This window comes from Bacillus sp. Medicinal_06 (assembly GCF_056711665.1).
The window spans coordinates 109,919-134,364 of record NZ_JBWYHD010000003.1 but is presented as its reverse complement, the minus strand read 5'-3'; the positions used below and the strand labels follow the sequence as shown (position 1 = coordinate 134,364).

Here is a 24,446-nt window from a genome sequence, read left to right as displayed (position 1 = left end):
GAGCATGTTATTAAAATTGTCACGTCATAGTATGAAAAAAATGCTAAAGGATTATCTTGTTTTACTTGTTGGTCTTGTTATTAGTATAAGTATCTTTTATATGTTTCAAACGATGGCGATTAACAGCCAATTTACAAAAGATAATAGTATGATTAACAGTATTCGACTTGTCTTTTGGGTTGGTGCCGTCTTACTCTCTTTCATTACTGTCTTTTATATTGTATATGCCAATTCTTTTTTACTCACATTGCGCAGGAAAGAACTTGGTATGTATATGATGCTCGGTGCAAAGAAGAAAAAAGTAGCTCAGTTATTATTTATTGAAACATTTGGAATGGGGATTGTCAGCATTATCATTGGAATTATTGTAGGGATATTACTTGCAAGTGCAGCAGGGAATTTTTTAATGAATGGTTTAGAAATTTCTGCGAAAGGCTATGCACCATTTTATATGCCAGCAGTTTTTGTTACATGTGGATTCTTTTTGATCTTATTTATAATTACTGGATTTATCAATAGTATACGGTTATTTCGGAAAACGGAACTTGAGTTACTTCGTGAAGATGAAACACAAGACGCAATAGAAAAGAGTAGACGCCGTGTTATTATTTTTACTGTAATGGGAGTGTTACTGTTAGGAACAGGATATTATTCTATATTGAACATAGATAAGTTACGTGAAATAGGTTTTATACTAGCAACGGGTGCTACAACGATAGGAACATATTTTATTTTTAGTTCATTGTTACCGTTGTTTGTGACACGGTTAAAAAGTAACAAAAAACGAAATGAAACCGGTTTGAATAGTTTTACATATGCTCAGCTTCGTTTTCGAATCAATAGTTTAGCGCGGGTGCTTGGGACTGTCGCGATGCTGATTGCACTTGGTGCCGGGGCGATGACAGCTGGAATGGCCTTTCAAAAAAATGTTGGTATTATGACGGATTTTTCTCGAGTTTACGATGCGACAATTCATGACCCGAATGAAAAAGATGCAGCCGCATTAAAGGAAATGAATATTGTAGAGCAACGAACTTATAAGTATAAAGTGGATGGAGAAGCAGTCTATTATTTACGAGAAGATTTAACCGCAAAACCGCCGCTCATTTCTGATCATCAAGATACAAAAAATGTAAAAGAGCCTGTGCGTAAACGTGTAAAAGAACCTTTAACGGAACCTCTATACACATCTATGGAAGCACCTGAGGGAGCAAGTAAAATTCCACATGTGCCAAGTGATTGGAGTGACGCAATTATAAGAGAAGTCCAAGTGACACATAATCAATTCAACGGGAAGCCTGTTCGAATTGCAGATGAGGAACATTATCAAAAAGTTCAAGGAACAGAGCATAGTGTGACGCTCGTACAAGTAGACGATTTACAAAAATATAAACCGTTGTTAGTAGAAATTGATCAACGACAAAAAGAGTTAGTAGAAAAAGCAACAGGTGGAAAAATAGAATTATATACGAAAATGACAACTTACCAATTTATGAATAGTTTCATGAGCGGTACGATGTTTATGGGATTCTTCCTTGGAATTGCCTTTTTAGCAATGATGGCAAGCTCTCTTATGTTTAAAATTTTAACAGGAGCTTCTCGTGATGTACGTCGGTATGAAATGCTTCGAAAAATTGGAGTACGCCGTAGTATGTTGTCACGCAGTATTTATAAGGAAATTTCATATCTCTTTATCTTTCCAGCTATCATTGGTATTTCACATATTTTAGTAGGACTTAACTTATTCCGTCTCTTCTTAGTTGATCCGTTTGTAAAAGTATGGATGCCAATTGGAATCTTTCTTTTTATTTATGTTGTCTATTACTGGATTACGGTTCAATTGTATAAGAATATGGTTATGCCAAAGGAACAAATAATAAAGTAGATGTTATTACTTTAAAGACAAATAGTATTTAATTCTAAGCAATAATAAATGAACGTGTATTTCTTTTATTAAAAGTGAGTTATAAGCAGGTGTTCTTTTATTTTACAAAGATAAACATAAAATGTTATACATTATATTAAAACAAAAGAGAAGGATAGGTATTAGCACATGTATGTACTTTTACCTATCCTTTTTGTACTACAAATGACCACATTTACTACAACAAAATATACAGGGTTTACTGCGATATATTATGAATTTTATTTGAGCTGTTTGATATCTCGTTTCTTAAAAAATATGTTTTTGCTCCATTAATTTAAAGATTATAATAAACCATTAGGATTCCTTATTGTTGTAAAGAGCAAACGTAACTTCCGCTTCACAAACAACCTCTCCATCTACCGTGGCAACAGCATTTGCTTTTGCAATTAAACCACGAACCCTTGTCATTTCTACTTCTAAACGCAACTGATCTCCAGGGTGAACTTGTTTCTTGAAACGACAACGATCAATGCCAGCAAATAATCCAATTTTCCCTCGATTTTCATCTTTCATTAACATAATAACTGCACTTACTTGTGCCAACGCTTCTACAATTAGAACACCTGGCATTACTGGATATTCTGGAAAGTGACTATTAAAGAACCCTTCATTAGCAGTAACATTTTTAATTCCAACTGCGCGTTTTCCCTCCTCTATTTCAAGAATACGATCAACTAATAAAAACGGATAACGATGTGGAATAATTTCTTTAATTTGTTGAGTATTGAACATAAATCCCTCTCCTTTTTTATATTTTCACAAGTGGATATTCAATTACCAGTATTTTCATTTTAAATTATTGACAAAACTTATTACCTGGTACTAATATTAGATTATAATACTGGATATAATTATAGTAAAGGGGGAGAAACAAATGATATCAAAAGCAAGAATTACAGCTATTGGTACCTATGTACCTGAAAAGAAATTAACGAATTTTGAACTTGAGCAAATGGTTGAAACAAATAATGATTGGATTATTCAAAGGACAGGAATTCATGAACGTAGAATAACTCGTCCTGATGAATTTACCAGTGATTTATGTGTATCTGCTGTAAAAGATTTAATGCACAGATATAATAAAAAAGTCGAAGATGTAGATTTGATTATTGTGGCAACTAGCACACCAGATTTCCCATTCCCATCTGTTTCCAGCATAATACAGGATCAATTACATATAACCCAAACAGGTGCTATAGACTTAAGTGCAGCGTGTGCAGGATTTGTTTATGCATTACATACAGCAAACGGTTTAATTTCTTCTGGACTCCACAAAAAGGTATTAGTTATTGGAGCAGACACAATCTCAAAAATTACGGATTATACCGATAGAAGCACATGTATTCTATTTGGTGATGGTGCTGGTGCAGTATTAGTTGAAAGGGATGAACAATCAAACGGTTTCATTGGATTTCATTTAGGAAGTGATGGAAGAGGAGCACAACATGTATATCGTTCTGGACTATCCAAAAAGGTCAATGATATTGAGTTAATCGATACTCAATGTCTTGTACAAAATGGTAGAGAAGTTTTTCGATGGGTTGTAAGAAATATTCCAGATAGCATACGAAAGATTTTAGAAAAAACACAAACGAGTTTAGATCAAGTTGATTGGTTTATACCCCATAGTGCTAACTTAAGATTGATAGAACCAATTTGCGAAAAATTAGAATACCCATTGGAAAAGACACTTTATAGCTTAGTCAATTATGGAAATACCTCTGCTGCTACAATTCCTTTAGCTCTTGACCTTGGAATCCGTGAGGGAAAAGTCAAAAATGGAGACCGAGTTCTTATGTACGGTTTTGGAAGTGGTTTGGTTCACGCAGGACAACTTTTAGAAATAAATTTTGACCAACTAATTAATGCTCCAACTCCGTTGTGATAAATTTTTGCACAATGATTAACAAAGAAATGAATTTGATTTTAAAAACTGGTTGCGAATTGACAAATCAGTTTTTCTTGTCTTCAATTAACGAGCGCGATAGTTGAAGATGACGTTTTTTGGTAAACTAAAAGTTTGAAGGTGCAAACTAGGGCATTATTTATATAATGCGAGAAAGGTTGTGAAGTTATTTGAAAGGTTGTGAAGTTATTTGAAAGGTTATAAAGCAATGCTATTTGATTTAGATGATACCTTACTTAATAGGGATAAAGCAGTAGATAAAATGTTTTTAATGATTTTAGAAAAGTGTTATGAGGATGTTGAATTTTCAGAAAAAAATGAAATGTTACAAAAATTCAAAGGGTACGATAAAAGAAGCTATGGCTATAGTGATAAAACAAAAGTTTTGGAATCATTTTTCGATGAATTTCCACCAAAATATAGATTGCCACGCAATTACATTCAAGATTTTTGGAATAATAATTTCCCTAATTGTTTTTCTATAAACCAAAATACTATTAATATCTTAAATACTATAAAGATGCAAGTTAAAGTTGCAATTATAACAAATGGTACAACTCAGAGACAAAAAGCTAAAATAATTAACACTAATTTAAATAGTTGTTTTGATATAATAATTATTTCTGAAGAAGTGGGATTTAGTAAACCTGATAAACGCATATTTGAATTAGCATTAAATAAGCTTAATGTGCCACCCGAAGCTACATTATTCGTTGGAGATGACATAGAAAAGGATATTAGTGGTTGTCAAAATGCAAATATAAAGGGCATATGGTTCAATCCTCATATGATCAAGAATGATACCGAAATAAAACCATATGCCGAAATCAATTCTTTTAATAGATTATTAAGTTGTTTAATATAGTAAACATAATCAGAAATTGTTTTACTTTATAATATTTTTATAATGAGTAAAAACAATAATAATGATTATCGACAAGAAGAAAAGATAGAACTTAATAATATTGAAAAGATGTTTAATGACTAAATCGTTGTTGGACTAACGAGTACTTTAGTTTAAGATTACGTTATTGGGAAATTAAAACCCTGATTCTTCTGCTTAACGTAGAAAAATCAAGGTTTTTAATTCCCAAAAATGTCTTAGTATACGAAATTCCCGAAATGTGGGTACCCTAATCACTATTGATATAAAGTGTTTTTTACTTAAATTTTTCAAAGTGTCGAGTTACCCATGTTTTGTTATTTTCGGCAATGTATTGTTCTGCCTGGATTAAACGTTGCACAAGTTCTTTTTTAGATAACTTCATATACTTCACTTTTACATTCTTTAGATTACGTTCTGTGCTGATACGTCGATGATCAATAGTGTTAACTTCAATGTAGCTCTTTTGAATAGACTTGTTGGCATGTAATTTTTGCTTGTACGTTATACTATGTTGTTTATAATAGTCATTCAATTCTTGATTAGTGGTAATTGTATTAGGGTGAATCCCTTTTCCTTCTACATCAATTTCTTTAGATTTCTCTGATATAGTTTTGAGTGTAACAGGGAGGTTCTCATGTACCAATATATCAATTGCTCTTTTTCCTAACTTGACCGAACGATTTTTTCGAATTTGGTGAACATCTTTGAGCCAATCTCGTTTACTTGTCGAATCGAATGTTTGGTTCATACTTTTGTTCCTCCTGATATTGTTCAATGAGTTCGATTTCTTTCAATTCATTTCTTGCATATTTTCTCATAGTTCTTGCTTTTTTTACTTCTATATCTAATCCCAATGAACCATATCGTTTCTCCATATCTTTAGATAGTTCAATGACTTCTTGTAATTCATTCTTTTTTTCGGGTTGAGGGATTTTCGCTCGACATCCTAGACATTGCATTTTTATAGGACATACAGCATCTTCGACACAAGTCCCTCCCAATACATTGTTAAACACTCCTACTTTCTCCTTGTATTCCTCAAGTTGTTTTTGAAGTTCCTCTGGACTACGAAGGATAGCTTCATCTACACATCTACATCAACATAATCAGCAATAATATCATGCAAATCAGAAACAGATTGAGCAATTTGACTGGATGTAGGTTCAGAATAATACCCTGTTACCTTTATATCTCGTTGGTGTAATAGCTTTGCGACAATATCAATCGGCATTTTTTGGCGCTGCACAGCTTCTGTAGCAAACGCATGACGTAGTAAGTGTGTTTTTACAACAACTGGATTTCCTTCTTGTGTTTCAAATCGTAATCCGTGAAGTAAGAAACGAATGCATGAGTTAATGGCATTTTCCTTCAATGCTTTATAGTTGTATTGAAAAAAGTATGGTTTTGGTTCTGGAAAAAGGTGATTTCTATGATAACGATATTTCACACTTGGAATCTTATTATTGTTGTAATGTTCTCGAAGCATCATGCCGACAGTTTGTATGAGTTTCGCAGTTTGATTACTAATATAAAAAGGTTCTGGTGTATCTCGTCCTTTAGGAACAGCATAAAAAGAAACACGTTTTTGTTCGTTTACTTTAATTTTTCGTATACATTGTTTTGTATTACTGAGTTGTAATAACTCATTTAATCTTGCACCTAATTTATCTAAGAGAAAGACACCACTTGTATCTTGCAAATGAAGAATTTTTTTATCAACTTTATCTAATAATTCCGTATAAAACGGAGAGGTGGGAGCCACCTTTGCAGTTGTTTTCATTTTTTCACTCCAATCCATTCAATAAATCTTGTATATTTTCATCTAATTCCATTTCTTTTTCTGTTTCCAACAATGTAAGCTTCGGCTTTCTTGAACGTTTAGTTTTTTGATGTTCTTTGTATTCTTTTTCTCGATTTGCCATATTTTCTAACATTTGATCATGTGATTCTCGATGTTTTTCTTCATCGAAATAATGCTCATATACCTTGATGGTGTCCTCTTGTTTCCATTTCATATATTTGATAAGTTCATTTTTACGTTGAGAAATTTCTGCGCCTGTTTTAGAAATATTATAAATCTCACGCATTCTTGTTGTAACAAACCAGTGTCTTGTTTTGTGGGGATTTAATTTTATATCCATCATTTTAATCGCTTTGTTCCAATGATAATACCACGCTTCATAAGTCAAAGGTGTTCCTTGTTCTGTAAGGAACATGGGTGCTTCATCGGATAAAGAATCAAAATTTTGTTGGAAAGAATCAAAGTTTTTGCGTTCTTGATTGATATAACGCTCAAGGAGTTTTACTGTATCTTTACTAAAACGAAGAAACTTCACTCTACGACCATAACTCCCTTTATTAAACGTTCTCACTTCTTGAAAAGAGTTTCGAGAACGGTAGTCCCCAATTGTTAATTCTATGACTTCTGACGCTCTTGCTCCTGTTTCAAATAACATACGAGCAATGACTGTTTCCCGTAATGACCAATTCGCCTTTTTTCCTGCTTGGTATACTTGATGAGGAAGGTATGGGTCATCAATAATTTCAGGCTTCCATTCTTCATTAATGAGTTTAAAATAAGAATCTGTTAATCTTCGATGTGGGATAGGGTCTTCTGTTCCTGCTTCTTGTGGCATACGAGGTTTATCTTTTCTCACACCATCATCATTACTTCTTTTATGTTCGTTTAAAATGGCTTGATAATCAATTAATGGATTGGAGTAATCATATTGTTTGAGACGGATAAGAGATTTATAGAATGATTTTAGGGCGGATAGAAAACGATTTACAGTATTTAGACTTTTCTTTGTTCGATTCACAATTTGAAAAGAATCTTTCTCTCTTATCTTACATGCCATTTCATTCATTAAATAATCTTCAACAGCAATTCTTATTGCTTCTGAAGGGTCATTCCACATTACAGATTTCCCTTGATAACTACTGTGCTTCTCCAACCAATAAAAGAACGATAAAAGACATTGTAAATAAGACAACGCTGAACTTTCTGATATTCTTCCACTACAATCTTGATAAAAGTTTGTTAAAGGTAAGAATGGCTCATTATTACTATCAAATACCAACAGCTTGTACCGACTCTCAACACCTTTTGGACGGTACATATAATAAAATCCCTGTCTCATTATACAAACCACCTTTCGGCAATTTTATATATAATTAATCTTCTAACCAGTTATAAAGTGGAATCTTGGGTTGATATGTGTTTTCTTCTTTACTTTGCATTGTATTGTAATCTTGTTGCGTAAGCTCTGATAAACGTTTGCTTTGTTTTTTAGGTAATTTAACAGGAAGAGAAGTTGGAGTCCAATTTTTACGAATCGCTTTTCTAATAAACCCATCAGGATTTTTAACCTTTGTAGCAGATTGCTGCATAATGAGCAGTATTTCTAAAGTGCGTTTAATTCCAACAACGGAAAGGATAGAATGAATTTCGTTCGTAGGTGAAGTTAGTGTAACTGCTTCATATGCTAATTTTACTAACATATCTTCTTCATTTATAAATGAGTTTGTGTGGGGTTCTTGGTGAGATCTTTCTTTTGTAAGAATGTTCTGTGTAATATGCGGTAAATCACTTTCTAGGATTCGCCAACCTTCTTTATCGCTATTGCGATATGAATTAGGTAGCTTTCCAGAACGTATCCACCGTTTAATCGTCTCTTCATGTTTACCTAAGAGAGATGATACTTCTTTTACTGTGTATATTTTCATAAATACACCTCATATAATTTTTTTATTTCCGGAATATTCTATTTTAATTAGACGAAAAATGAATGCTGTAGTAAATCTATTTTTTGTTGTGGTAGTACATGAGGTCATGTAAAAGGTCTTTTAAAGCAAAAAAGTACACCACTCTCTAACAAGTGATGTACTAATAATTATATGATGTGTAACATTTTATAAAAATATTGACGTTATAACTATCATGGTTAAAAACACTTATTTAGTTTTACAGATTAACGTTCATTTATTATGTTGGTGAAAATATTTTGAAAAACTTCCTTTCAAATCTACAAAATACATTTTGAACTTTTTAAATATTTCGTAAAATTAAACTAAGGATTAGGGAAGGAGAAATGTTATGTTGTTTCGAGTTGGAAAGTGGTGGGGGATTACTTTTTTGCAACTATTTGCTGCAATGGTATGTATTCTTTGAAAATGGTACTATTCCAGCTCCTTTCACAATACGAGTTCTGTTTCAAATTAGTATTCTCACATGTTTGGCTGTTCCGACTGTTATGCTGTATACAGCGCAAGAGGTGCAGCGTGTAAAACGAGAAGAGTTTATGATGGCAGCAACTGTTCTTGGGGGAGTAAATGGCATCGATTATGTCGCCATGTTTGGCCTCATCTTGTACCATCTTTTTTCTTACTTGTTGCCCAGCAATTTGTTAGTATGTTGCTGCTTCTTATGCACCTTGGTTTACTTCAATTGTTCTTTGGAGGAACGATATCATATAGCGGAGATGTAGATAGTGTAACGAAGGAGTGGACAGGGTTAATTGGAAAAAATTTTCGTCATTTGACCACGCATACTTGGATCGTTCTTATACCGATGTTTTTCTATAGCCTGACGATTTTGACAGGAAATCTTATTAGTAATAGTCTGCAAGGGTCGATTGGAATAGGAAATCTGAGAAGAAAGAAAGTGGAAAAGAAAGAAGAAAAAGTTGAAAAGCAGATGAAAAGTGAAAGAGAAGATTTTTCCTTCTATCAAGAAGTATCTAAATAAAAAAGATAGATGAGAACAATCTGTTTTCATCTATCTTTTTTTGATTTTACAAAGGTGGTAAATCAATTTTTCCTTCTTCAAATAACTCTTTTAACATATGTTTCGTATAACCTGCTGCCTGCCCAAATGTAATTTTGGCAGGCATAGGTGCTTCATTTACATCTACTACAACATCAATAATGCAAGCCTTATCTTGCTTAACTGCATTTTCAAAAGCAGGAAGTAATTCATCGATATGTTCAACACGGTAACCAACTCCACCGCATATTTCTGCATATTTTGCAAAGTTAGGGTTTGTTAAGTCTGTACCAAACTCAACATTTCCCATTACTTCTTGTTCAAACTTAATCATGGCGATTTTATGGTTATTTAATACAACAACGATAATTGGTAATTTATATTTAACAGCAGTAACAAAATCATTCATCGTCATCCCAAATCCACCATCACCACAAATTGCAAAGACTTGTTTATCTGGATAAGCAAGTTGTCCAGCAATTGCGCCAGGTAGACCACATCCGAGTGTAGCTAGCCAACTAGAGATGATAAATTGTTGATTCGTCATCCGAAAATGACGGGCAGCCCATACTGTGACATTCCCAACGTCTACTGATAAAATGGCATCATCATGAGCAACATGTTGCAGAGCATGCATAACTCTTTGTGGTTTAATTGGAATAGAAGAGTCTTCTTCTTGGTTATGTAATTTTTCTTCCCATTTTTTCATCAGTTCTTGATGATGTTCTAGGAATGAATGATCCTCATGTTTTTCTACATTTGCTAAAAACCACTTCAATGTTTTATTTGCATCACCAGCTAGGCCGATATCTGTCGCATAACGCTTTCCGATTTGTGCAGGGTCCGTATCAATGTGAAGCGTTTTTGCTTTTTCGGGTAAAAAACCAGTGAACGGATAAGAAGTACCAACCATGATTAATGTATCTGCATGCTTCATTGCTTCGTAAGACGGTTTTGTCCCAATTAATCCTAATCCACCGAGACAAAGAGGGTGTTCATCGGGAATAATCCCTTTTGCTGGAAGTGTTAAAACGATTGGAGCACCAATATGTTCTGCAAATGCAAGTAAAGATTCCTTCGCATGTTTTGCTCCTTTTCCAGCTAAAATAACAGGTTTTTTCGCTTCATTTAGCGCTCGTTTTGCCAGCTTTAGATCCTCTTCTTGCGGAAAGAGTTCGGGTAATGTAAAAGAAGAGCTTGTTATACGTGCACCGGCCTCCACTTCAAACTTCGGAATATCATCTGGTATAGTAAGAACGGATACACCTTTCTTTGTATACGCCATACGAATGGCTTGGTTTACAACCGCAGGGAGTTGTTCAGCTGACATAATTCGTTGATTATACACAGCCACATCATCAAACATTCTTTCTAAGTTTATTTCTTGGAAGAATCCAGTTCCGAGTAAATCTGATTCCACTTGTCCTGTAATTGCGAGAACGGGTGCTTGATCTAGTTTCGCGTCATATAATCCATTTAATAAGTGAATCGCCCCAGGTCCAGCAATCGCCATACAAACACCGAGTTTACCAGTTAATTTTGCATAGGAAGCGGCCGCTAAAGCACCAGCTTCTTCATGGCGAACTTGAATGAATTTAATTTTGTCTTGTTTTTTTCGAAGCGGTTCAATAATAGAATTGATTGAATCCCCAGGCATACCGTAAATGTGATCAACACCCCATTCGATAAGCAAATCAACAAGGGCTTCACCTGCTGTTTTACGAAACATAATAGATCCTCCTTGTGCATTGAGATACTCTTATGTTTTGGATAAATAGGAAAAATATACAAAAAATGAGGCCCTATTTTAATGATGGTCAGTGAAAAGAGTAAAAACGGTTATGAGTAAAAAACCACTAATAGACCAAGAAAGGAAGGGGAAAGGAGAAAGGTGTTTTTTCGCTTTCCATAACATCTCATGTATTGTCACATATCCTAAAGAACCGATTGCACTCCCCATTATGAGTCCTTGCAAGTGAATTGCTTTCCCGTTCATCATAATTCCAAAGAGTGTACCAGTGCCGAGGATAATTGATAATAGCAAAATCGTTAATAGAAATGAAATATATTTATGTTGTGTAAAGAGAAAAGGAATGATTAAAGCTAATCCTTCTGGAATATGGTGTATAACAATCGCAAATAAGAAAGGAATAGCAGTTTCGTTATGACTTGTAAAGGCAGCTCCTAATGCAAATCCGCTCGGCATATTGTGAATAAAAATAGCGAAGGAAAGAAATAAAAAAGTTTGCCATGCTTGCTGGTCTTTTTTATGTATGATAGGGTGATGGCAATGATTATCTAGTAAACTCATAATTAATATACCAAGAGTAATTCCAAGTATAGGACCAATAACTTCATAGCTTGAAAAAGTTTCTGGAATGATTTCTAATGATAATAATCCAAATAAAATGCCGCCACATAGCGCGTATAAACGGTGCATTTTTTCCTCAATAAGTTGGCGCGTAGCAAGTCCAACAGCACCACCTAATAATAACCCACCAAATGAAAAAAACGTAACGATCATCGGGATCCATAACCGTTCCATATTACCACACTCCATTTTTATAACCTTTATTTCCAGCTTACTATGATAAGAAAGGGATTAGTCCAATTTGTTAGAAGGTAAGTTGAAGGAGCAAGGAGCTTTTATATTGTTGGTGTATATCTATTTTCGGAATAGAAATTTATGTAGCATAAAGTATATCGGTAAAAAGATGATTAAAAAAATTATAAAATCCAATGTGAATAATGAGAAGTCAAATTTATCAATAAACAGGTTATAGTTAAGATCGATAAGGAAATATATTAGGTCGGAAAGCATACTTGCTATCAAAATAGAACTGAAAATTATTATGAAGTGCTTCATCGGGATCACTCCTATAAAATAATAGCTCTTACTTAAAAAAGTATATGCTAGTCAAGGTTTAAAATTCGAATTACATATATTGAATAGATGAAAACTTTTGCTTCATTAGGATAAGCCAGAGGTTGTAATAGAAGAAATAAGAAAGTGTTGGTCACATTCTTATTAAACAAACTATTATGTAGCTAACAATAAGGATAACATCTTGATGAAGGGAATCACTAGTAGATAAAATGATTTATTTTTTGGTGAGTACCCTTGATACAGTTATGTTTAAGGATAGAATCTTAGCCATTAATAAGGACATCCTATTACAAGGAGGAATGATTAATGGCAATTAGGATTTTATTATTAATGATATTGATTATTTTTAAAATTCCAATAGGTGCTTCTGCTGAAATTCCACTTAAAGCTGCTTTTATACGAAATCATCAGCTATGGATGAAAGAAGGCAATCAAGAAATACAACTTACAACAGGTTTGAATGTTTACTCTCCAAAGTGGTCAAAAGATGGTCGGTTTATTGCCTATTTAGTTGGTGACAAGGTTGGCGAAAAAACATATTTGTATATATATGATTCAAAGAAAAAGGAAAATTATCAGCCGTATGAAACAATTGAAACAAGAAATTTTAAATGGTCACCTATAGCAAATCAACTAGCTTACAATGCTGGTGGGGTCCTAAACGTTACAAAAACAAAGAATGGACAGCCAAAAGGTTTTGAAAATGTTTCTCTAGGTGTTAGTGATTTTGAATGGTTTCTCAATGGAAAAGAGTTTATCGTTTCATCACAATCTAATTTGCTTCCTACTGGATGGGAACCAGTTCGTCTTTTTAAAGTGCCAGTAGATGCCAAACTTAATTCTAATAAAATAAAGCTTTTTTATACCATTCAAACAAATACAACGAACTTATTTGCTATTGATGCCGAACATTTTAAGTGGAGTGTTGATGGGAAATGGGTTAGCTTTTTAGCAACACCCACTGCTTCTTGGTCCAATGATAGCAATACACTATGTGTACTTTCATCAGCAGGAGACCACTTTCAAGTTATAGGAAAAATGCTCTGGTATGAGAAATGGATAAAATGGGTTCCTACAAAAAATCAACTAGCTTTCATATCTGGAGAAGGAAGATTTTTCGTTGAAAATAAAAATACAACTGTTACTGACATTCCTACCTTGAACAAACGAAAGGAATACACACCTAAAGGATATGTTGATCTTGATTTGGAATGGCTCTCTCTAGATAAAGTGATTGTTGCTCGTGCAAAAGAAAACAAGGAGTGGAAAGAGGGACCAGTTCCAACTATGTTTACAGTGTTATACGTAATTAATATAAAATCAGGAGAACAAAAGCAAATTACTTTTCCAAAGAAGAAGGAATTAGATAATGCACCTCAAGTGGTTGGATCAAATATTACTTGGTATCGAAAGACTGAAAAGGAAAAGCAGGGGGATGTATGGGTGAAAGATGGAATAAATGGTTTAGAATATCGGTGGTTAAAAAATATTGACTCTGCACCGATTTTTTTGAATAAAAAGTAAATGAAACATCCATAATTCCTATATTTTCTTATTCATCTAAAGGGTACGATTGTACAATAACACTTAGATTTAAACGACTTTTTTTAGTGCAGTGAAAAATTAAATAACTGTATTGTCACGTTATCAAAAAAGATTCCTTTTAAATTCAAGGAATCTTTTTTGTTTTTGCAATGAAATGTTATGTATTTGTTTAAAAAAAGATATTATTATTTGTTATATCTTTTTTACATATTGAAAATAAGAATAGAGATCTTTAGTTGTTTAAGCTAAAGATGGCGTTAATACAAATAAAATATGATTTGTTTCACCACTTTTGTTTGAAAATCGGTGTTTCACATTTGGCGGAATACGCACTACATCACCTTCGTCTAAAAAATATTCAGTTCCTTCTAGTTCAACATACGCTTGTCCTTTCATGACAACAGCGATTTCTTCTTTATCTTCGTGTGAATAATGGCTTTCCGTAGTGATTGCATGTGCATTTAAGTCCATCATTAAGAGTTCAATACGTGCTTTCATGAAATCTGGTGTTAACACATCATAGACAATATGATCGTTATTTTCACGATATACTTTCTTACGGTCTTTTTTTCTCGAAATGAGTGAATCCGTATCAATATCATTAATGAAAAGTGTAAACAATGGTACATTTAATGCTTTGGCGATTAATTCTAGTACACTTAATGAAGGATTCGCTTGTCCTCTTTCAATTTGGCTAATAAGCGAAGTACTGATTCCTGCATAATCGGCAAACTCACGAATTGTCATATTGTTTTTCTTACGATAGCTTAATACGGTTTGGCCAAGGCGATGGTTGATCATGATAAAAACTCCTTTCCATCATAATGTATGTTTTAATCCTTTTGTGCTGACATACTGAACATAAGCAATTCGTACTGTATTTCATTACAGAATCGTTTTATACTTACTCTTGTACATTATAATGTATATATTTTATTATTATAAACGAAGTATCGGAGGATATAAAATTGAAATCACCAATTCTTTCTTACGCAATTTTATTTTTTGGTGTATTTGCTTTGTCAACTTCAGCAATCTTTGTAAAGTTAGCAGATGCACCGGCGGCAATCGTAGCATTTTATCGATTATTTTTTGCAACAATTATGCTTGAACCATTTTTATTAATCAGTAAAAAGAATCGAAATGAATTATATTCGTTGTCAAAAAAACAATGGGGAATCGGATTATTATCGGGTATATTTCTAGCAGCACATTATGTTTTGTGGTTTGAATCACTACATTACACTTCTGTAGCAAGTTCAACGGTTATCGTTACATTACAGCCACTGTTTTCGATGATTGGAGGCTATTTTCTATTTAAAGAAAGATTCAGTAAAGGTGCTGTAGTAGGTTGTCTTATAGCGATTGTTGGAAGTATAGTTATTGGGTGGCAAGATTTTCAAATTAGTGGTCAGGCTTTATTTGGCGACATATTAGCTTTTATTGCTGCTGGCATCATAACTGCTTATTTCTTCGTAGGTCAACATGTTCGTAAAAAGCTATCTCTTGTTCCATATTCAGTTATTAGTTATGGGAGTAGTAGTTTGTTTTTAGGGATATTTGCCTACAGTCAAAAAACATCCTTCTTCAATTATTCTGCGCAAACATGGTGGTCATTTATTGGATTAGCACTGATTGCAACGATTTTAGGGCAAACCATTTTCAATTGGTTGTTGAAATGGCTAAGTACTTCAGTGATTTCAATGAGTATATTAGGAGAGACAATTGGAACGTGTATCCTTGCATATTACATTTTTGATGAAGTCATTTCTTTACAACAAGGTATAGGTATTGTACTCATCTTAATGGGTCTGGCTATATTTCTGCTACAACCAAAGAAATAATGAATTATAGAATTCAATAAACAAGACGCTGAAGAGATTATTAATTTGTTCTATGAGACAGTTCATTCAGTGAATGCAAAAGATTATTCAAAAATCCAATTAGATGTGTGGGCGCCTAAAGAAGCGAAATGCAATAAGATTGAAATTTGGAGAGAGTCTTTCATTCAAAATATCACGTATGTGGCCAAAATAAATGATACGATTGTGGGCTTTAGTGATATGACACATAAAGGCTATCTCGATCGACTTTATGTTCATAAAAATTATCAAGGAAAAGGAATAGCTTCGGCTTTAATTAATAAAATTGAAGCTGAAGCTAGAAAGTTAAAGTTACAAGAAATCAATACGAATGCAAGTATTACTGCTAAACCTTTTTTTCAGCGACGTGGTTACAGTATAGTTGGTGTACAAGATATAGAACGTAAAGGTGTTACTCTGACGAATTATCATATGAGAAAAGTAGTAGACTAAAACTGGTAACAACACAAGTAAGTAATGAGGTAGCTCGTTCTCTATATAAAAAACTAAATTAGATTAATATCCTGGAACCATTCCGTTCAAGTAAAGATGGTGTTTCCTATGTGATAAGGTGGAGAGATTTAAGCACTATATAATTTGTAATCAACTAAAAAACCAAAAAGAAGACCTTAGTAAGAGGTCTTCTTTTTGGTTGGAATTGTAAGCAGTTAATCTAAGTGTACCGTGCAATTATATAATTCTGAATCCCATCCGTTCTCTAGCTTTCTAATTTTAGTAATGGATGTATTTTTGGGAGAATCATTCATACTCAAATGCGGTACTAGTTCTTTAAGAAGATGCTTAATAAATGCGCCATGACTAACGATTAAGATATTTTTGTTAGGGTATTTATATGTAATTTCTTCAATAAAAGGTATAGCTCTGGCTATGACACTATCGGTACTTTCGATTCCTAAATCGAGCTCTCTCCAATCCTTTCCCCATTTTGAAATTCGTTCTTCTTCAGTTGTTCCCTCAATTTGACCACCACCTGCTTCACGAAGTCTAGGATCAAAATGGATTTCTATATTTTTAATGTTTTTTCCTATTGTTTCGGCAGTTTGCTTTGCTCTTAGTAAATCACTAGAGTAAATTAAATCCCAATTTTCTGTAGCTAAACGTTCTGCTAGTTTATAAGCATCATTGAATCCGTCTTGATCAAGTGGGATATTAGAATTTCCTTGCGCTCTACCTTCTTTATTCCAATGTGTGCTGCCATGGCGAATGATGCCTAGTGTTGTCATTTTGTATCCCCCTAATAAATAATAGATTCATCTCAACAATTATATAACAATTCAGGAAAAAAATGTTGTCATTCTATGGGATTAATTATGTGGACATGAGACAAAAAACAACTTCAAGTAGGAATTTTGCGCCGTAGTAAGGAATCTTTAAGGTGTATGAGTTTGGAAATGGGGGGGATTATGATGGAAGTTACAATTCGAGCAGTAGAAATACAAGATGCTAGAGCGATTCATCGTATATGCATACAAAATGAAGTGTTACCTTATATGGTTTTCTTACCTAGTATGCGGGTAGATGCAATGGAAAATAGAATTAGAAATTTAGCACCGAATCAATTTGAATTTGTGGCGGAGTATGATGGAAAAGTTATTGGATTTGTTGGTTTAACGCAAGGACAAGGACGAAGAGCACATTCGGGAGATTTATTCATTGGTGTAGATAGTGAATTTCATAATAAAGGGATTGGAAAAGCTCTGCTGATGAAAATGTTGGATCTTGCAGACAATTGGTTAATGCTAGAGAGGATAGAACTTGGTGTTTTGGAAATAAATCCTGGGGCAAAAGCATTATATGAAAAATTTGGATTTAGAGAAGAAGGGATAAAAAGGGGAAGTTTAAAAGCTCACGGTAAGTTTATTGATGAAATTATGATGAGTCGCTTTCGGCCAAATGGTTCAATTGTACATAATTAAAAGTTGGATGATTTTAAGAAAAGTGTAGAATTTATAGTGTAGTTACGGAATCTATAAAGAAGTTGTATAATAAAAAACAAAAAGTATGATATAAAATTGTCATGCTTTTTTGTTATGGTGAGATTGTTAAGGTAAGACCGTTTATATAATTTAATAATAATTGTAAAAAGAATATTGTATTTTAAAAAGGAATTCTGGGCATAAAGATTCAACAATAGAGAATTTCCACTGCATTATCAGTTATTAGCAAGGAAGCTATACGGATGTTTTCGTATCATCTTATAAAGAGACTTAGGAAATGATCCTTCTAAGTCTCTTTTTTTCTTTGATATAGCATGTTTAGTAATTCATATATCCTATATGAATTAGGGCATATTCACCCATTTGTGCTTAAAGGTGCCCGATTGACTTAAAATTGGTTCTTTTACTTATTATGTAAATACTTTATACTAAAGTACATACATTTTAAATTGGAGCGATTAAATACGGTATGGAGATGAGAAAATTAGAGCAAATCATTGAAGTGAAAAAAGAAGAATTATTTACACTAGTATCGAATTATGGATTTCAACATGAAAAGGTGCTTACAGTTAGCCAAGAACTAGACAAATTAATTAACTATATAATGTTATTGAAAGCATAAGTAGAAATAGTATGTACATTTTACGAACTTTGTCAGCTGTTAGCCGAGAAAGCTAATTTTTGGTTATAATAATAAGGGAATGAATTATAACCGTAAAAAATGGCACGATTTCATCAATACATGCATGGCAAATGAGATAGGTACAATTGTGATTACGTATAAAGATAGATTGGGGCCTATCTTTAAGTCGTAAATATGAATATTTAAAAAAGAGAGGTGAAAAATCTGCCACTAAAAAGAATATCAATAGACAAATCCTAGTGATACAAAAACTTCATAATCACCTTGCGAACATCCGCGAGGAATATATTAGATATGTTGTAAATACTTTAGTGAAAGTCAAACCGAAGTATATAACAATTGAAGATTTGCATGTTAAAGGGATGATGAAAAATCGTCATTTGTCACGTGCAGTATTTGTGCAGAAATTCTATCGCTTTAGAGAATGGTTGACGTATAAATGCAATGAATATGGTATCGAATTAAGAATGGTACATCGTTTTTATCCTAGTTCGAAAACATGTTCTTGTTGTGGATATAAAAAAGTTGACTTACGTTTATCTGATAGAATTTTTAAATGTGATAACTGCGATGTTGAAATGGATAGAGACTTTAACGCAAGTCTAAATTTGAAATATGCAACAGAATATACGATCATCACATCTCGATAACGTATATATGTAGGGTGGGCTACATCCGAATTTACGCTTGTGGAGTGCTATATCAAATTGTGGTAGCGAGTAAGTGGCGAAGCGAGGCACATAGAAGCAAGAATGATCTAACGTAGATGATTATGTTTGTCTATGTTTTTAGTAGCAGCGCAGCGAGTATGAAAACAGTTGTTGTCATAGGTGGAGGAATTACAGGTCTTTCTACTATGTATTATTTAGAAAGATTAAAAAAGGATTACAATATAGATTTGGAATTAATCCTTGTAGAAAAAAATGAATATTTAGGCGGAAAAATTCACAGTGTGAAAGAAAAAGATTTTATTATGGAAACAGGGGCCGATTCGATTGTTGCTCGAAACGAAAATGTTATGCTGTTTGTAAAAGAATTACAATTAGAAGAGGAATTAGTATACAATGAAACGGGCATTTCTTATATTTACGCAAATGATACGTTACATCCGATTCCTGCTGACACAGTATTTGGTATACCGATGAGTGTAGAATCGTTATTTCGTAGTACGTTAGTTTCAAAGAAGGGGAAAATCATTGCGCTAAAAGACTTCATTACAAAGAACAAAGATTTTACGAAAGATACATCACTCGCTGTATTTTTAGAAAGCTTTTTAGGAAAAGAGTTAGTTGAGAAGCAGATTTCGCCCGTTCTTTCAGGAGTGTATTCTGGTAAATTGAATGAGCTTACCATGGCGTCTACACTACCTTATTTACTTGATTATAAAAATACATATGGCAGTATTATAAAAGGCTTTGAAGTAAATAAAAAACAATTTCAAGCTGTTGGGAATAAGAAGTTTTTATCATTTAAAAAAGGCCTTTCTACGATTATTAATCGTTTAGAAGAGGAATTGACGGAGACAGACATACGAAAAGGAGTAACAACGACGAATGTCAAAAAAGTAGACGACGGATATGAAGTTTCTTTTTCAAATCAAGAAACAATAAAAGCAGACTACGTTGTTTTAGCTGCTCCACATGATATTGCACAAACATTATTAAGTTCTAATGAATTGGATGATGATTTCAATAAGTTGAAAAATTCTTCCCTGATTAGCGTTTATTTAGGATTTGAAATACCTGATGAGCAATTACCAGCGGATGGAACGGGTTTCATTGTTTCGGAAAATAGTGATTTATTTTGTGATGCATGCACGTGGACGAGTAGGAAATGGAAGCATACATCAGGTAAGCAAAATTTATTGGTAAGGATGTTTTATAAAAGTTCAAATCCTGCTTATGAAAAAATGAAACATAAAAGTAAGGAAGAATTAGTTCAAGTTGCCTTATCTGATATTGAGAAAAGTCTTGGGATTCAAGGGGAACCGCAAGTTGTTGAAGTTACGGATTGGAAAGATTTAATGCCAAATTATCATTTGGAACATAACTATGCGGTTCAATCTTTAAATGAGAAATTATTAGCTATTTTTCCAAATGTATATGTAGCTGGGGCATCATATTATGGTGTGGGTATTGGAGCTTGTATAGGAAATGGAAAGAAAACGGCAGAGAAGATTGTAAAAGCATTGAATAATCATTTTGAATAAAGGAATTTTTATATTTTTGACGAAATCCCTCTCTAGTATAAGAGAGGGATTTCGTCTATTTTTACTAAAAGTTCTTTACTATTTAACGTTGATTACAGTTTTTGCACGTATCGTTTTATTTTCTGTAATTGTTAATGTGACGTCCCCGGATTCTTTAAATGAATAAGGAGAGAGCACATAAATCTCTTTTATTTTATATTTTTCTTTTAACTCTTTTGTGGATGTATTTTTTATTAGAGAAATATTTGGTTTCCAAGTTTCTTTTTTACCAGAAGGGTAGTTAATTGTAATTTGAGAATTTTTTAGATTTAATGTTTTCCAAGAAGTAAAATAAAGTTCAGCTTCTTTTTCTTTTTTGATTAATTGTTCTGAGGAGTAGCCAAATTCACCGATATCACCTGAAACGATATATTGCGTGTTGTTTATTTTAATATCTAGCATGGAAGGTTGGTAAGTAGCTACGTGATAAAACCCATAAGAAAGTGATAATGCTGAGGCGATTACAAGTCCAATTATAAATGTCTTGAAGCTGTTTCCTTTGAAACTTGTCATCATCGCTGAGTTGGGTGTGAATTTTTGTGCGAATAAAAAAACAAACAAAATGAACAAGAGAGCAATGCCTATAAAAATATACATTTTCTTCAATCACCTCCGTTAATATCACTCTGATCTTCTTGTTGAATAACAATTTACATTATTAACATTAATATCTAATTATTTGTTTTGTGAATGTAAAAAATATATTCATAAAACAAATTTTTATCCCGCACTAACGGGCAGTAATACTCCCACCTCAAAATTCGGCGGAAGCAAAGAAGTTAGGTGGGAGATAAACTGCCCGTAAAGGCCCGATTGGTTCAACTAATAATCAGTGGGGGATGAAGAAAACCCCCACTGATTAAAGTTTCACTTTATTAAGATAGAGGGAGTTGCTTCTACCTTTAAATGAAGAAGTATTAATTCTTATTTTTATTTGTTAAGTTCATTTCCCATGTTCCATGTTCCGAATGCTAACAGGAGTCCGATTATTGTAACCATAATGATTGCAGTTATCGTTAAATCAGTAAACATAAGATTTGTGTTTCTTATCCAGTAAGTATTAAAAATATGTGATTCAATGGTATGTGATTCATAAAACTACTTAATAAAATAAAAAGAATATAATTTAGATTATTAATTCTGTTAGCTTGAAAATGAAGTGATTATTGTATATATGCATAATAAATTAAGAAAAACACCTGGAAATCTTGTTTCATCGATTTTGAAAACAGGATTCTATATCAGAAAAACCTTTCAATAAGAGAAGGTTTTTCTGATATAATAAATCAGTAGAAAGGGAGGGTTTTCATGGCATTTCCTGTTTTAGAAACAGAGCGGTTACATTTAGTTGAAATTGATCAATCGTATTGTCAAAAAATATATGAAATTTTTTCGCTTGAAGAAGTCACGCGTTATTATGGAATGAATTTCTTTACAGAATTTGGTCAGGCTTCACGTATGATTGAATCTTTTTCAAAAAACTTTTTTGAAAAACGTGCAATTCGATGGGGAATTGTATTAAAAGAAACAGGTACGTTAATTGGCACAATTGGATTAAATAATTTACAACTTTGGAGTAAACGATCGGAAATTGGATATGATTTACATCCTTCCTATTGGAGAAAAGGATACGCATCAGAAGCTGCTCGGAAAATTATTACTTATAGTTTTCAGGAATTAGGTTTATTTAGAATTGGAGCAATTACATACCCTGAAAATGTCACCTCGTGCAAGATGCTATCCAAAATAGGGTTTCAGAAAGAAGGAATCTTGCGCGGATATATTCAGCAAGGTGGAAAACAGCACGATGCTTGTATCTATTCTATAATACGAACAGATATAGGGAAGAACTAGGATATATAAATATGAAGAGGAATAATAAAAATCCCTCTCATCAAAAGATAAGAGGGATATGAAACCATTAACCTAATTTAGGTAATAAACGTTCTCCGCTTTTCATGTTACTTTTACATAAAGGGCATTTTGGCTCTTCTTCAAATGAAAAGTTCTTTCTCATCCATCCTAAACAATCCTCTGATTCACATTCCCAAACAGGGGTTTGTTCTGGTGGTACTTCTGCTACATCGTTCTTTCGATTGCGATACATGTGACCACTCCTTTTATGTAAAAATTTTTAAATTATATATTAAAAAGGTTGTTAACCGTGCGATGGTAACAACCTTTTTATTGTTTAAATTATAGCTTTACAACGTTTTTAGCTTGAGGTCCGCGGTTGCCTTCTTCAACTTCGAAGCTAACTTCTTGACCTTCGTCAAGAGATTTGAAACCTTCGCCAGTGATAGCAGAGAAGTGAACGAATACGTCGTTACCGTCTTCAACTTCGATGAAACCGAAACCTTTTTCGCTGTTAAACCATTTTACTTTACCTGTTAATGTCATGGTAAGTGCCTCCTAAAAATAAGAAAAATAAATTACAATATGATCCGTCTTATTTCAACGAAAATAAAAATTCACATATTATCAAAAACCGATTAGGAACACTTATTATCCTTAATAGATGCTTGATAATATGTAAAGTGAAACTTTTTGTAAATTTGACCTTAAGACTTATCTTACAACAAATGGAGAGAAATAGCAAGTGTTGGAAACAAATGGTTTTTTGTGCTGACTTATATTTCAATAACGTTACTGTAACAAGAGGTGATTGTATAGCATGTATCTAACAAAATGAAAGAATAAGGTCCTTTTTATGAATGTATTATTTCTAATTTAAACATCCCCTAGGTAATTATAAGTAGCAGTCCTTGTTGTATTTAAAAATTATGGGGAATAATAGATTTAATATAGAATAGGGAATATCTGTAATAGGTGAAAACTAAAAAAGAAAGGGAGGAGTAATTTTGAACAATAGCCGATTCAAAACAATTGAAGCAGCAAAGGAAGGGCGTAAGAAAGTACATCCAATTTTAGCAGTAATATTATCGGTTGTATTTTTAACTCTTGGTGAATTGTTTATTTTATTTATGTTGTTCTTGCCAAAAGCAGAAACGACATTTATGAAAGCACATTATAACAATTTAAATATGTTACTAACGTTTGGCGGAGCAATTTTATTTGTATTTTTATGGGTTCGTTTTGTAGAGAAGCGGTCATTTTCATCAATTGGTTTTTGGAAAGATAATGCTTTGAAAAAATATGTACGCGGAGCATTTATTGGATTTATATTTATAACAATACCAGTTGTCATTTTAATTTTAATCGGTTCTGTTACTTTACAGCTACAACAGATTTCAAGTACAGTCATATTGGGAATATTAAGTTCTTTAATTGCATTTTTAGTACAAGGTGCTACAGAAGAAATTGTTGTACGCGGTTGGTTATTTCCAGTTATTTCAGTTAGAAGCCGGATATGGGTCGGAGTTGTTGTTACCTCATTTTTATTTGGATTTCTCCATCTACTTAATCCAAGTATTACAATTCTTTCGATATCAAATATCATATTAGTTGGTGTATTTGCGGCATTTTATGTGTTAAAAGAGAATAGTCTTTTGGGGATATGTGCTTGGCATTCTATCTGGAATTGGGCTCAATATAATGTGTACGGTTTTGCAGTAAGTGGAATGACAATATATTCGACTCCTTTATTTAAATCAACAACAAGTGGGCCGGAGGCGCTACATGGAGGAGCATTTGGAATTGAAGGAAGTGTGATTACTACATTTTTACTTACTATTGCTTCGATAGTACTATGGAGACCGCTATGGGGAAAAAGAGCAAGACAGCTTAATATTGGATAATAATAGGGAGATGGATAATGATACTCCTTTGTTTAGAAAAAATCATTCATAATGTAAAAAA

General features: G+C 33.1%; 22 protein-coding genes and 3 pseudogenes. 13 read left to right on the top strand and 12 right to left on the bottom strand.

Going from position 1 to position 24,446, the window contains the following annotated elements; translation table 11 throughout:
- Positions 1 to 4: 4 nt before the first annotated feature.
- Positions 5 to 1,885 carry an FtsX-like permease family protein gene (locus AC1M36_RS07770; protein ID WP_479845716.1) on the top strand — a complete coding sequence of 627 codons (1,881 nt, stop codon included), beginning with the start codon at positions 5 to 7 and terminating at the stop codon, positions 1,883 to 1,885.
- A gap of 336 nt (positions 1,886 to 2,221) precedes the next feature.
- Here AC1M36_RS07770 and fabZ read toward each other — a convergent pair whose 3' ends face one another.
- Entirely contained in the window at positions 2,222 to 2,659 is a 438-nt protein-coding gene (fabZ, locus tag AC1M36_RS07765; RefSeq protein WP_336452474.1) for a 3-hydroxyacyl-ACP dehydratase FabZ, read from the bottom strand.
- Positions 2,660 to 2,801: 142 nt separating this feature from the next.
- Between fabZ and AC1M36_RS07760 the strand changes: the two genes are divergently transcribed.
- Positions 2,802 to 3,812, top strand: a complete 1,011-nt coding sequence (locus AC1M36_RS07760) for a ketoacyl-ACP synthase III (protein WP_336452473.1) — start codon at positions 2,802 to 2,804, stop codon at positions 3,810 to 3,812.
- 229 nt (positions 3,813 to 4,041) lie between these two features.
- Entirely contained in the window at positions 4,042 to 4,698 is a 657-nt protein-coding gene (locus AC1M36_RS07755) for an HAD family hydrolase (protein ID WP_336452644.1), read from the top strand.
- A gap of 295 nt (positions 4,699 to 4,993) precedes the next feature.
- Here the strand turns inward: AC1M36_RS07755 and AC1M36_RS07750 are convergent, their stop codons facing one another.
- From AC1M36_RS07750 to AC1M36_RS07735, 4 genes and pseudogenes are all read right to left on the bottom strand, one after another.
- Positions 4,994 to 5,467 carry a hypothetical protein gene (locus AC1M36_RS07750; RefSeq protein WP_336452472.1) on the bottom strand — a complete coding sequence of 158 codons (474 nt, stop codon included), beginning with the start codon at positions 5,465 to 5,467 and terminating at the stop codon, positions 4,994 to 4,996.
- A pseudogene (locus AC1M36_RS07745) lies at positions 5,439 to 6,382 on the bottom strand (site-specific integrase); the annotation flags it as partial. The gene AC1M36_RS07750 and the pseudogene AC1M36_RS07745, both read right to left, overlap by 29 nt.
- Before the next feature lie 121 nt (positions 6,383 to 6,503).
- Positions 6,504 to 7,859 (bottom strand): tyrosine-type recombinase/integrase, encoded by a 1,356-nt coding sequence (locus AC1M36_RS07740; RefSeq protein WP_336452471.1) that lies wholly within the window; start codon positions 7,857 to 7,859, stop codon positions 6,504 to 6,506.
- Between the two features lie 34 nt (positions 7,860 to 7,893).
- Entirely contained in the window at positions 7,894 to 8,445 is a 552-nt protein-coding gene (locus tag AC1M36_RS07735) for a helix-turn-helix domain-containing protein (RefSeq protein ID WP_336452470.1), read from the bottom strand.
- Positions 8,446 to 8,885: 440 nt separating this feature from the next.
- On the opposite strand from AC1M36_RS07735, the pseudogene AC1M36_RS07730 reads away from it, so the two are divergent.
- Positions 8,886 to 9,466, top strand: a pseudogene (locus AC1M36_RS07730) (ABC transporter permease subunit); the annotation flags it as partial.
- Positions 9,467 to 9,512: 46 nt separating this feature from the next.
- Here AC1M36_RS07730 and AC1M36_RS07725 read toward each other — a convergent pair.
- Positions 9,513 to 11,213 carry a pyruvate oxidase gene (locus AC1M36_RS07725; RefSeq protein ID WP_336452469.1) on the bottom strand — a complete coding sequence of 567 codons (1,701 nt, stop codon included), beginning with the start codon at positions 11,211 to 11,213 and terminating at the stop codon, positions 9,513 to 9,515.
- Positions 11,214 to 11,291: 78 nt separating this feature from the next.
- Positions 11,292 to 12,029, bottom strand: coding sequence for a ZIP family metal transporter (locus AC1M36_RS07720; protein WP_336452468.1), 738 nt, complete (start codon positions 12,027 to 12,029; stop codon positions 11,292 to 11,294).
- A gap of 648 nt (positions 12,030 to 12,677) precedes the next feature.
- On the opposite strand from AC1M36_RS07720, the gene AC1M36_RS07715 reads away from it, so the two are divergent.
- Entirely contained in the window at positions 12,678 to 13,895 is a 1,218-nt protein-coding gene (locus AC1M36_RS07715) for a translocation protein TolB (RefSeq protein ID WP_336452467.1), read from the top strand.
- A gap of 261 nt (positions 13,896 to 14,156) precedes the next feature.
- On the opposite strand, the gene AC1M36_RS07710 is transcribed toward AC1M36_RS07715, so the two are convergent.
- Positions 14,157 to 14,717 (bottom strand): helix-turn-helix domain-containing protein, encoded by a 561-nt coding sequence (locus AC1M36_RS07710; RefSeq protein ID WP_174102021.1) that lies wholly within the window; start codon positions 14,715 to 14,717, stop codon positions 14,157 to 14,159.
- Positions 14,718 to 14,884: 167 nt separating this feature from the next.
- Here AC1M36_RS07710 and AC1M36_RS07705 point away from each other — a divergent pair, with 167 nt between their 5' ends.
- Together AC1M36_RS07705 and AC1M36_RS07700 are read left to right on the top strand one after the other, a co-directional pair.
- Complete coding sequence (locus tag AC1M36_RS07705) at positions 14,885 to 15,760, top strand: DMT family transporter (protein WP_479845715.1); 876 nt, start codon at positions 14,885 to 14,887, stop codon at positions 15,758 to 15,760.
- Positions 15,761 to 15,805: 45 nt separating this feature from the next.
- Positions 15,806 to 16,231, top strand: coding sequence for a GNAT family N-acetyltransferase (locus AC1M36_RS07700; protein ID WP_336452465.1), 426 nt, complete (start codon positions 15,806 to 15,808; stop codon positions 16,229 to 16,231).
- A gap of 215 nt (positions 16,232 to 16,446) precedes the next feature.
- Here AC1M36_RS07700 and AC1M36_RS07695 read toward each other — a convergent pair whose 3' ends face one another.
- Positions 16,447 to 17,022, bottom strand: coding sequence for a histidine phosphatase family protein (locus AC1M36_RS07695; RefSeq protein ID WP_479845714.1), 576 nt, complete (start codon positions 17,020 to 17,022; stop codon positions 16,447 to 16,449).
- A 183-nt stretch (positions 17,023 to 17,205) separates the two neighbouring features.
- Between AC1M36_RS07695 and AC1M36_RS07690 the strand changes: the two genes are divergently transcribed.
- From AC1M36_RS07690 to AC1M36_RS07675, 4 genes and pseudogenes are all read left to right on the top strand, one after another.
- The gene (locus AC1M36_RS07690; protein WP_336452463.1) at positions 17,206 to 17,715 is read left to right on the top strand and encodes a GNAT family N-acetyltransferase; all 510 of its coding nucleotides are present in this window, start codon (positions 17,206 to 17,208) and stop codon (positions 17,713 to 17,715) included.
- A gap of 490 nt (positions 17,716 to 18,205) precedes the next feature.
- Positions 18,206 to 18,358, top strand: a complete 153-nt coding sequence (locus tag AC1M36_RS07685) for an aspartyl-phosphate phosphatase Spo0E family protein (RefSeq protein WP_174103696.1) — start codon at positions 18,206 to 18,208, stop codon at positions 18,356 to 18,358.
- Between the two features lie 179 nt (positions 18,359 to 18,537).
- Positions 18,538 to 19,029, top strand: a pseudogene (locus tag AC1M36_RS07680) (RNA-guided endonuclease InsQ/TnpB family protein); the annotation flags it as partial.
- Positions 19,030 to 19,187: 158 nt separating this feature from the next.
- On the top strand, positions 19,188 to 20,588 hold the full coding sequence (locus AC1M36_RS07675; RefSeq protein ID WP_336453908.1) for a protoporphyrinogen oxidase: 1,401 nt from the start codon (positions 19,188 to 19,190) through the stop codon (positions 20,586 to 20,588).
- 78 nt (positions 20,589 to 20,666) lie between these two features.
- Here the strand turns inward: AC1M36_RS07675 and AC1M36_RS07670 are convergent, their stop codons facing one another.
- Positions 20,667 to 21,224, bottom strand: a complete 558-nt coding sequence (locus AC1M36_RS07670) for a hypothetical protein (RefSeq protein WP_479845713.1) — start codon at positions 21,222 to 21,224, stop codon at positions 20,667 to 20,669.
- 711 nt (positions 21,225 to 21,935) lie between these two features.
- Between AC1M36_RS07670 and AC1M36_RS07665 the strand changes: the two genes are divergently transcribed.
- The gene (locus AC1M36_RS07665) at positions 21,936 to 22,481 is read left to right on the top strand and encodes a GNAT family N-acetyltransferase (RefSeq protein ID WP_336453862.1); all 546 of its coding nucleotides are present in this window, start codon (positions 21,936 to 21,938) and stop codon (positions 22,479 to 22,481) included.
- 67 nt (positions 22,482 to 22,548) lie between these two features.
- On the opposite strand, the gene AC1M36_RS07660 is transcribed toward AC1M36_RS07665, so the two are convergent.
- Positions 22,549 to 22,734 carry a cold-shock protein gene (locus AC1M36_RS07660; RefSeq protein ID WP_000286200.1) on the bottom strand — a complete coding sequence of 62 codons (186 nt, stop codon included), beginning with the start codon at positions 22,732 to 22,734 and terminating at the stop codon, positions 22,549 to 22,551.
- An 89-nt stretch (positions 22,735 to 22,823) separates the two neighbouring features.
- On the bottom strand, positions 22,824 to 23,027 hold the full coding sequence (gene cspD / locus AC1M36_RS07655; protein ID WP_017149558.1) for a cold-shock protein CspD: 204 nt from the start codon (positions 23,025 to 23,027) through the stop codon (positions 22,824 to 22,826).
- Positions 23,028 to 23,488: 461 nt separating this feature from the next.
- On the opposite strand from cspD, the gene AC1M36_RS07650 reads away from it, so the two are divergent.
- Positions 23,489 to 24,385, top strand: coding sequence for a CPBP family intramembrane glutamic endopeptidase (locus AC1M36_RS07650; protein WP_336453863.1), 897 nt, complete (start codon positions 23,489 to 23,491; stop codon positions 24,383 to 24,385).
- Positions 24,386 to 24,446 lie beyond the last annotated feature (61 nt).

Excerpts from the sequence above, each read along its gene's own strand:
- AC1M36_RS07770 (WP_479845716.1), top strand. The coding sequence starts at position 5 with ATGTTATTAAAATTGTCACGTCATAGTATGAAAAAAATGCTAAAGGAT.
- fabZ (WP_336452474.1), bottom strand. The coding sequence starts at position 2,659 with ATGTTCAATACTCAACAAATTAAAGAAATTATTCCACATCGTTATCCG.
- AC1M36_RS07760 (WP_336452473.1), top strand. The coding sequence starts at position 2,802 with ATGATATCAAAAGCAAGAATTACAGCTATTGGTACCTATGTACCTGAA.
- AC1M36_RS07755 (WP_336452644.1), top strand. The coding sequence starts at position 4,042 with ATGCTATTTGATTTAGATGATACCTTACTTAATAGGGATAAAGCAGTA.
- AC1M36_RS07750 (WP_336452472.1), bottom strand. The coding sequence starts at position 5,467 with ATGAACCAAACATTCGATTCGACAAGTAAACGAGATTGGCTCAAAGAT.
- AC1M36_RS07740 (WP_336452471.1), bottom strand. The coding sequence starts at position 7,859 with ATGAGACAGGGATTTTATTATATGTACCGTCCAAAAGGTGTTGAGAGT.
- AC1M36_RS07735 (WP_336452470.1), bottom strand. The coding sequence starts at position 8,445 with ATGAAAATATACACAGTAAAAGAAGTATCATCTCTCTTAGGTAAACAT.
- AC1M36_RS07725 (WP_336452469.1), bottom strand. The coding sequence starts at position 11,213 with ATGTTTCGTAAAACAGCAGGTGAAGCCCTTGTTGATTTGCTTATCGAA.
- AC1M36_RS07720 (WP_336452468.1), bottom strand. The coding sequence starts at position 12,029 with ATGGAACGGTTATGGATCCCGATGATCGTTACGTTTTTTTCATTTGGT.
- AC1M36_RS07715 (WP_336452467.1), top strand. The coding sequence starts at position 12,678 with ATGGCAATTAGGATTTTATTATTAATGATATTGATTATTTTTAAAATT.
- AC1M36_RS07710 (WP_174102021.1), bottom strand. The coding sequence starts at position 14,717 with ATGATCAACCATCGCCTTGGCCAAACCGTATTAAGCTATCGTAAGAAA.
- AC1M36_RS07695 (WP_479845714.1), bottom strand. The coding sequence starts at position 17,022 with ATGACAACACTAGGCATCATTCGCCATGGCAGCACACATTGGAATAAA.
- AC1M36_RS07690 (WP_336452463.1), top strand. The coding sequence starts at position 17,206 with ATGGAAGTTACAATTCGAGCAGTAGAAATACAAGATGCTAGAGCGATT.
- AC1M36_RS07685 (WP_174103696.1), top strand. The coding sequence starts at position 18,206 with ATGGAGATGAGAAAATTAGAGCAAATCATTGAAGTGAAAAAAGAAGAA.
- AC1M36_RS07675 (WP_336453908.1), top strand. The coding sequence starts at position 19,188 with ATGAAAACAGTTGTTGTCATAGGTGGAGGAATTACAGGTCTTTCTACT.
- AC1M36_RS07670 (WP_479845713.1), bottom strand. The coding sequence starts at position 21,224 with ATGTATATTTTTATAGGCATTGCTCTCTTGTTCATTTTGTTTGTTTTT.
- AC1M36_RS07665 (WP_336453862.1), top strand. The coding sequence starts at position 21,936 with ATGGCATTTCCTGTTTTAGAAACAGAGCGGTTACATTTAGTTGAAATT.
- AC1M36_RS07660 (WP_000286200.1), bottom strand. The coding sequence starts at position 22,734 with ATGTATCGCAATCGAAAGAACGATGTAGCAGAAGTACCACCAGAACAA.
- cspD (WP_017149558.1), bottom strand. The coding sequence starts at position 23,027 with ATGACATTAACAGGTAAAGTAAAATGGTTTAACAGCGAAAAAGGTTTC.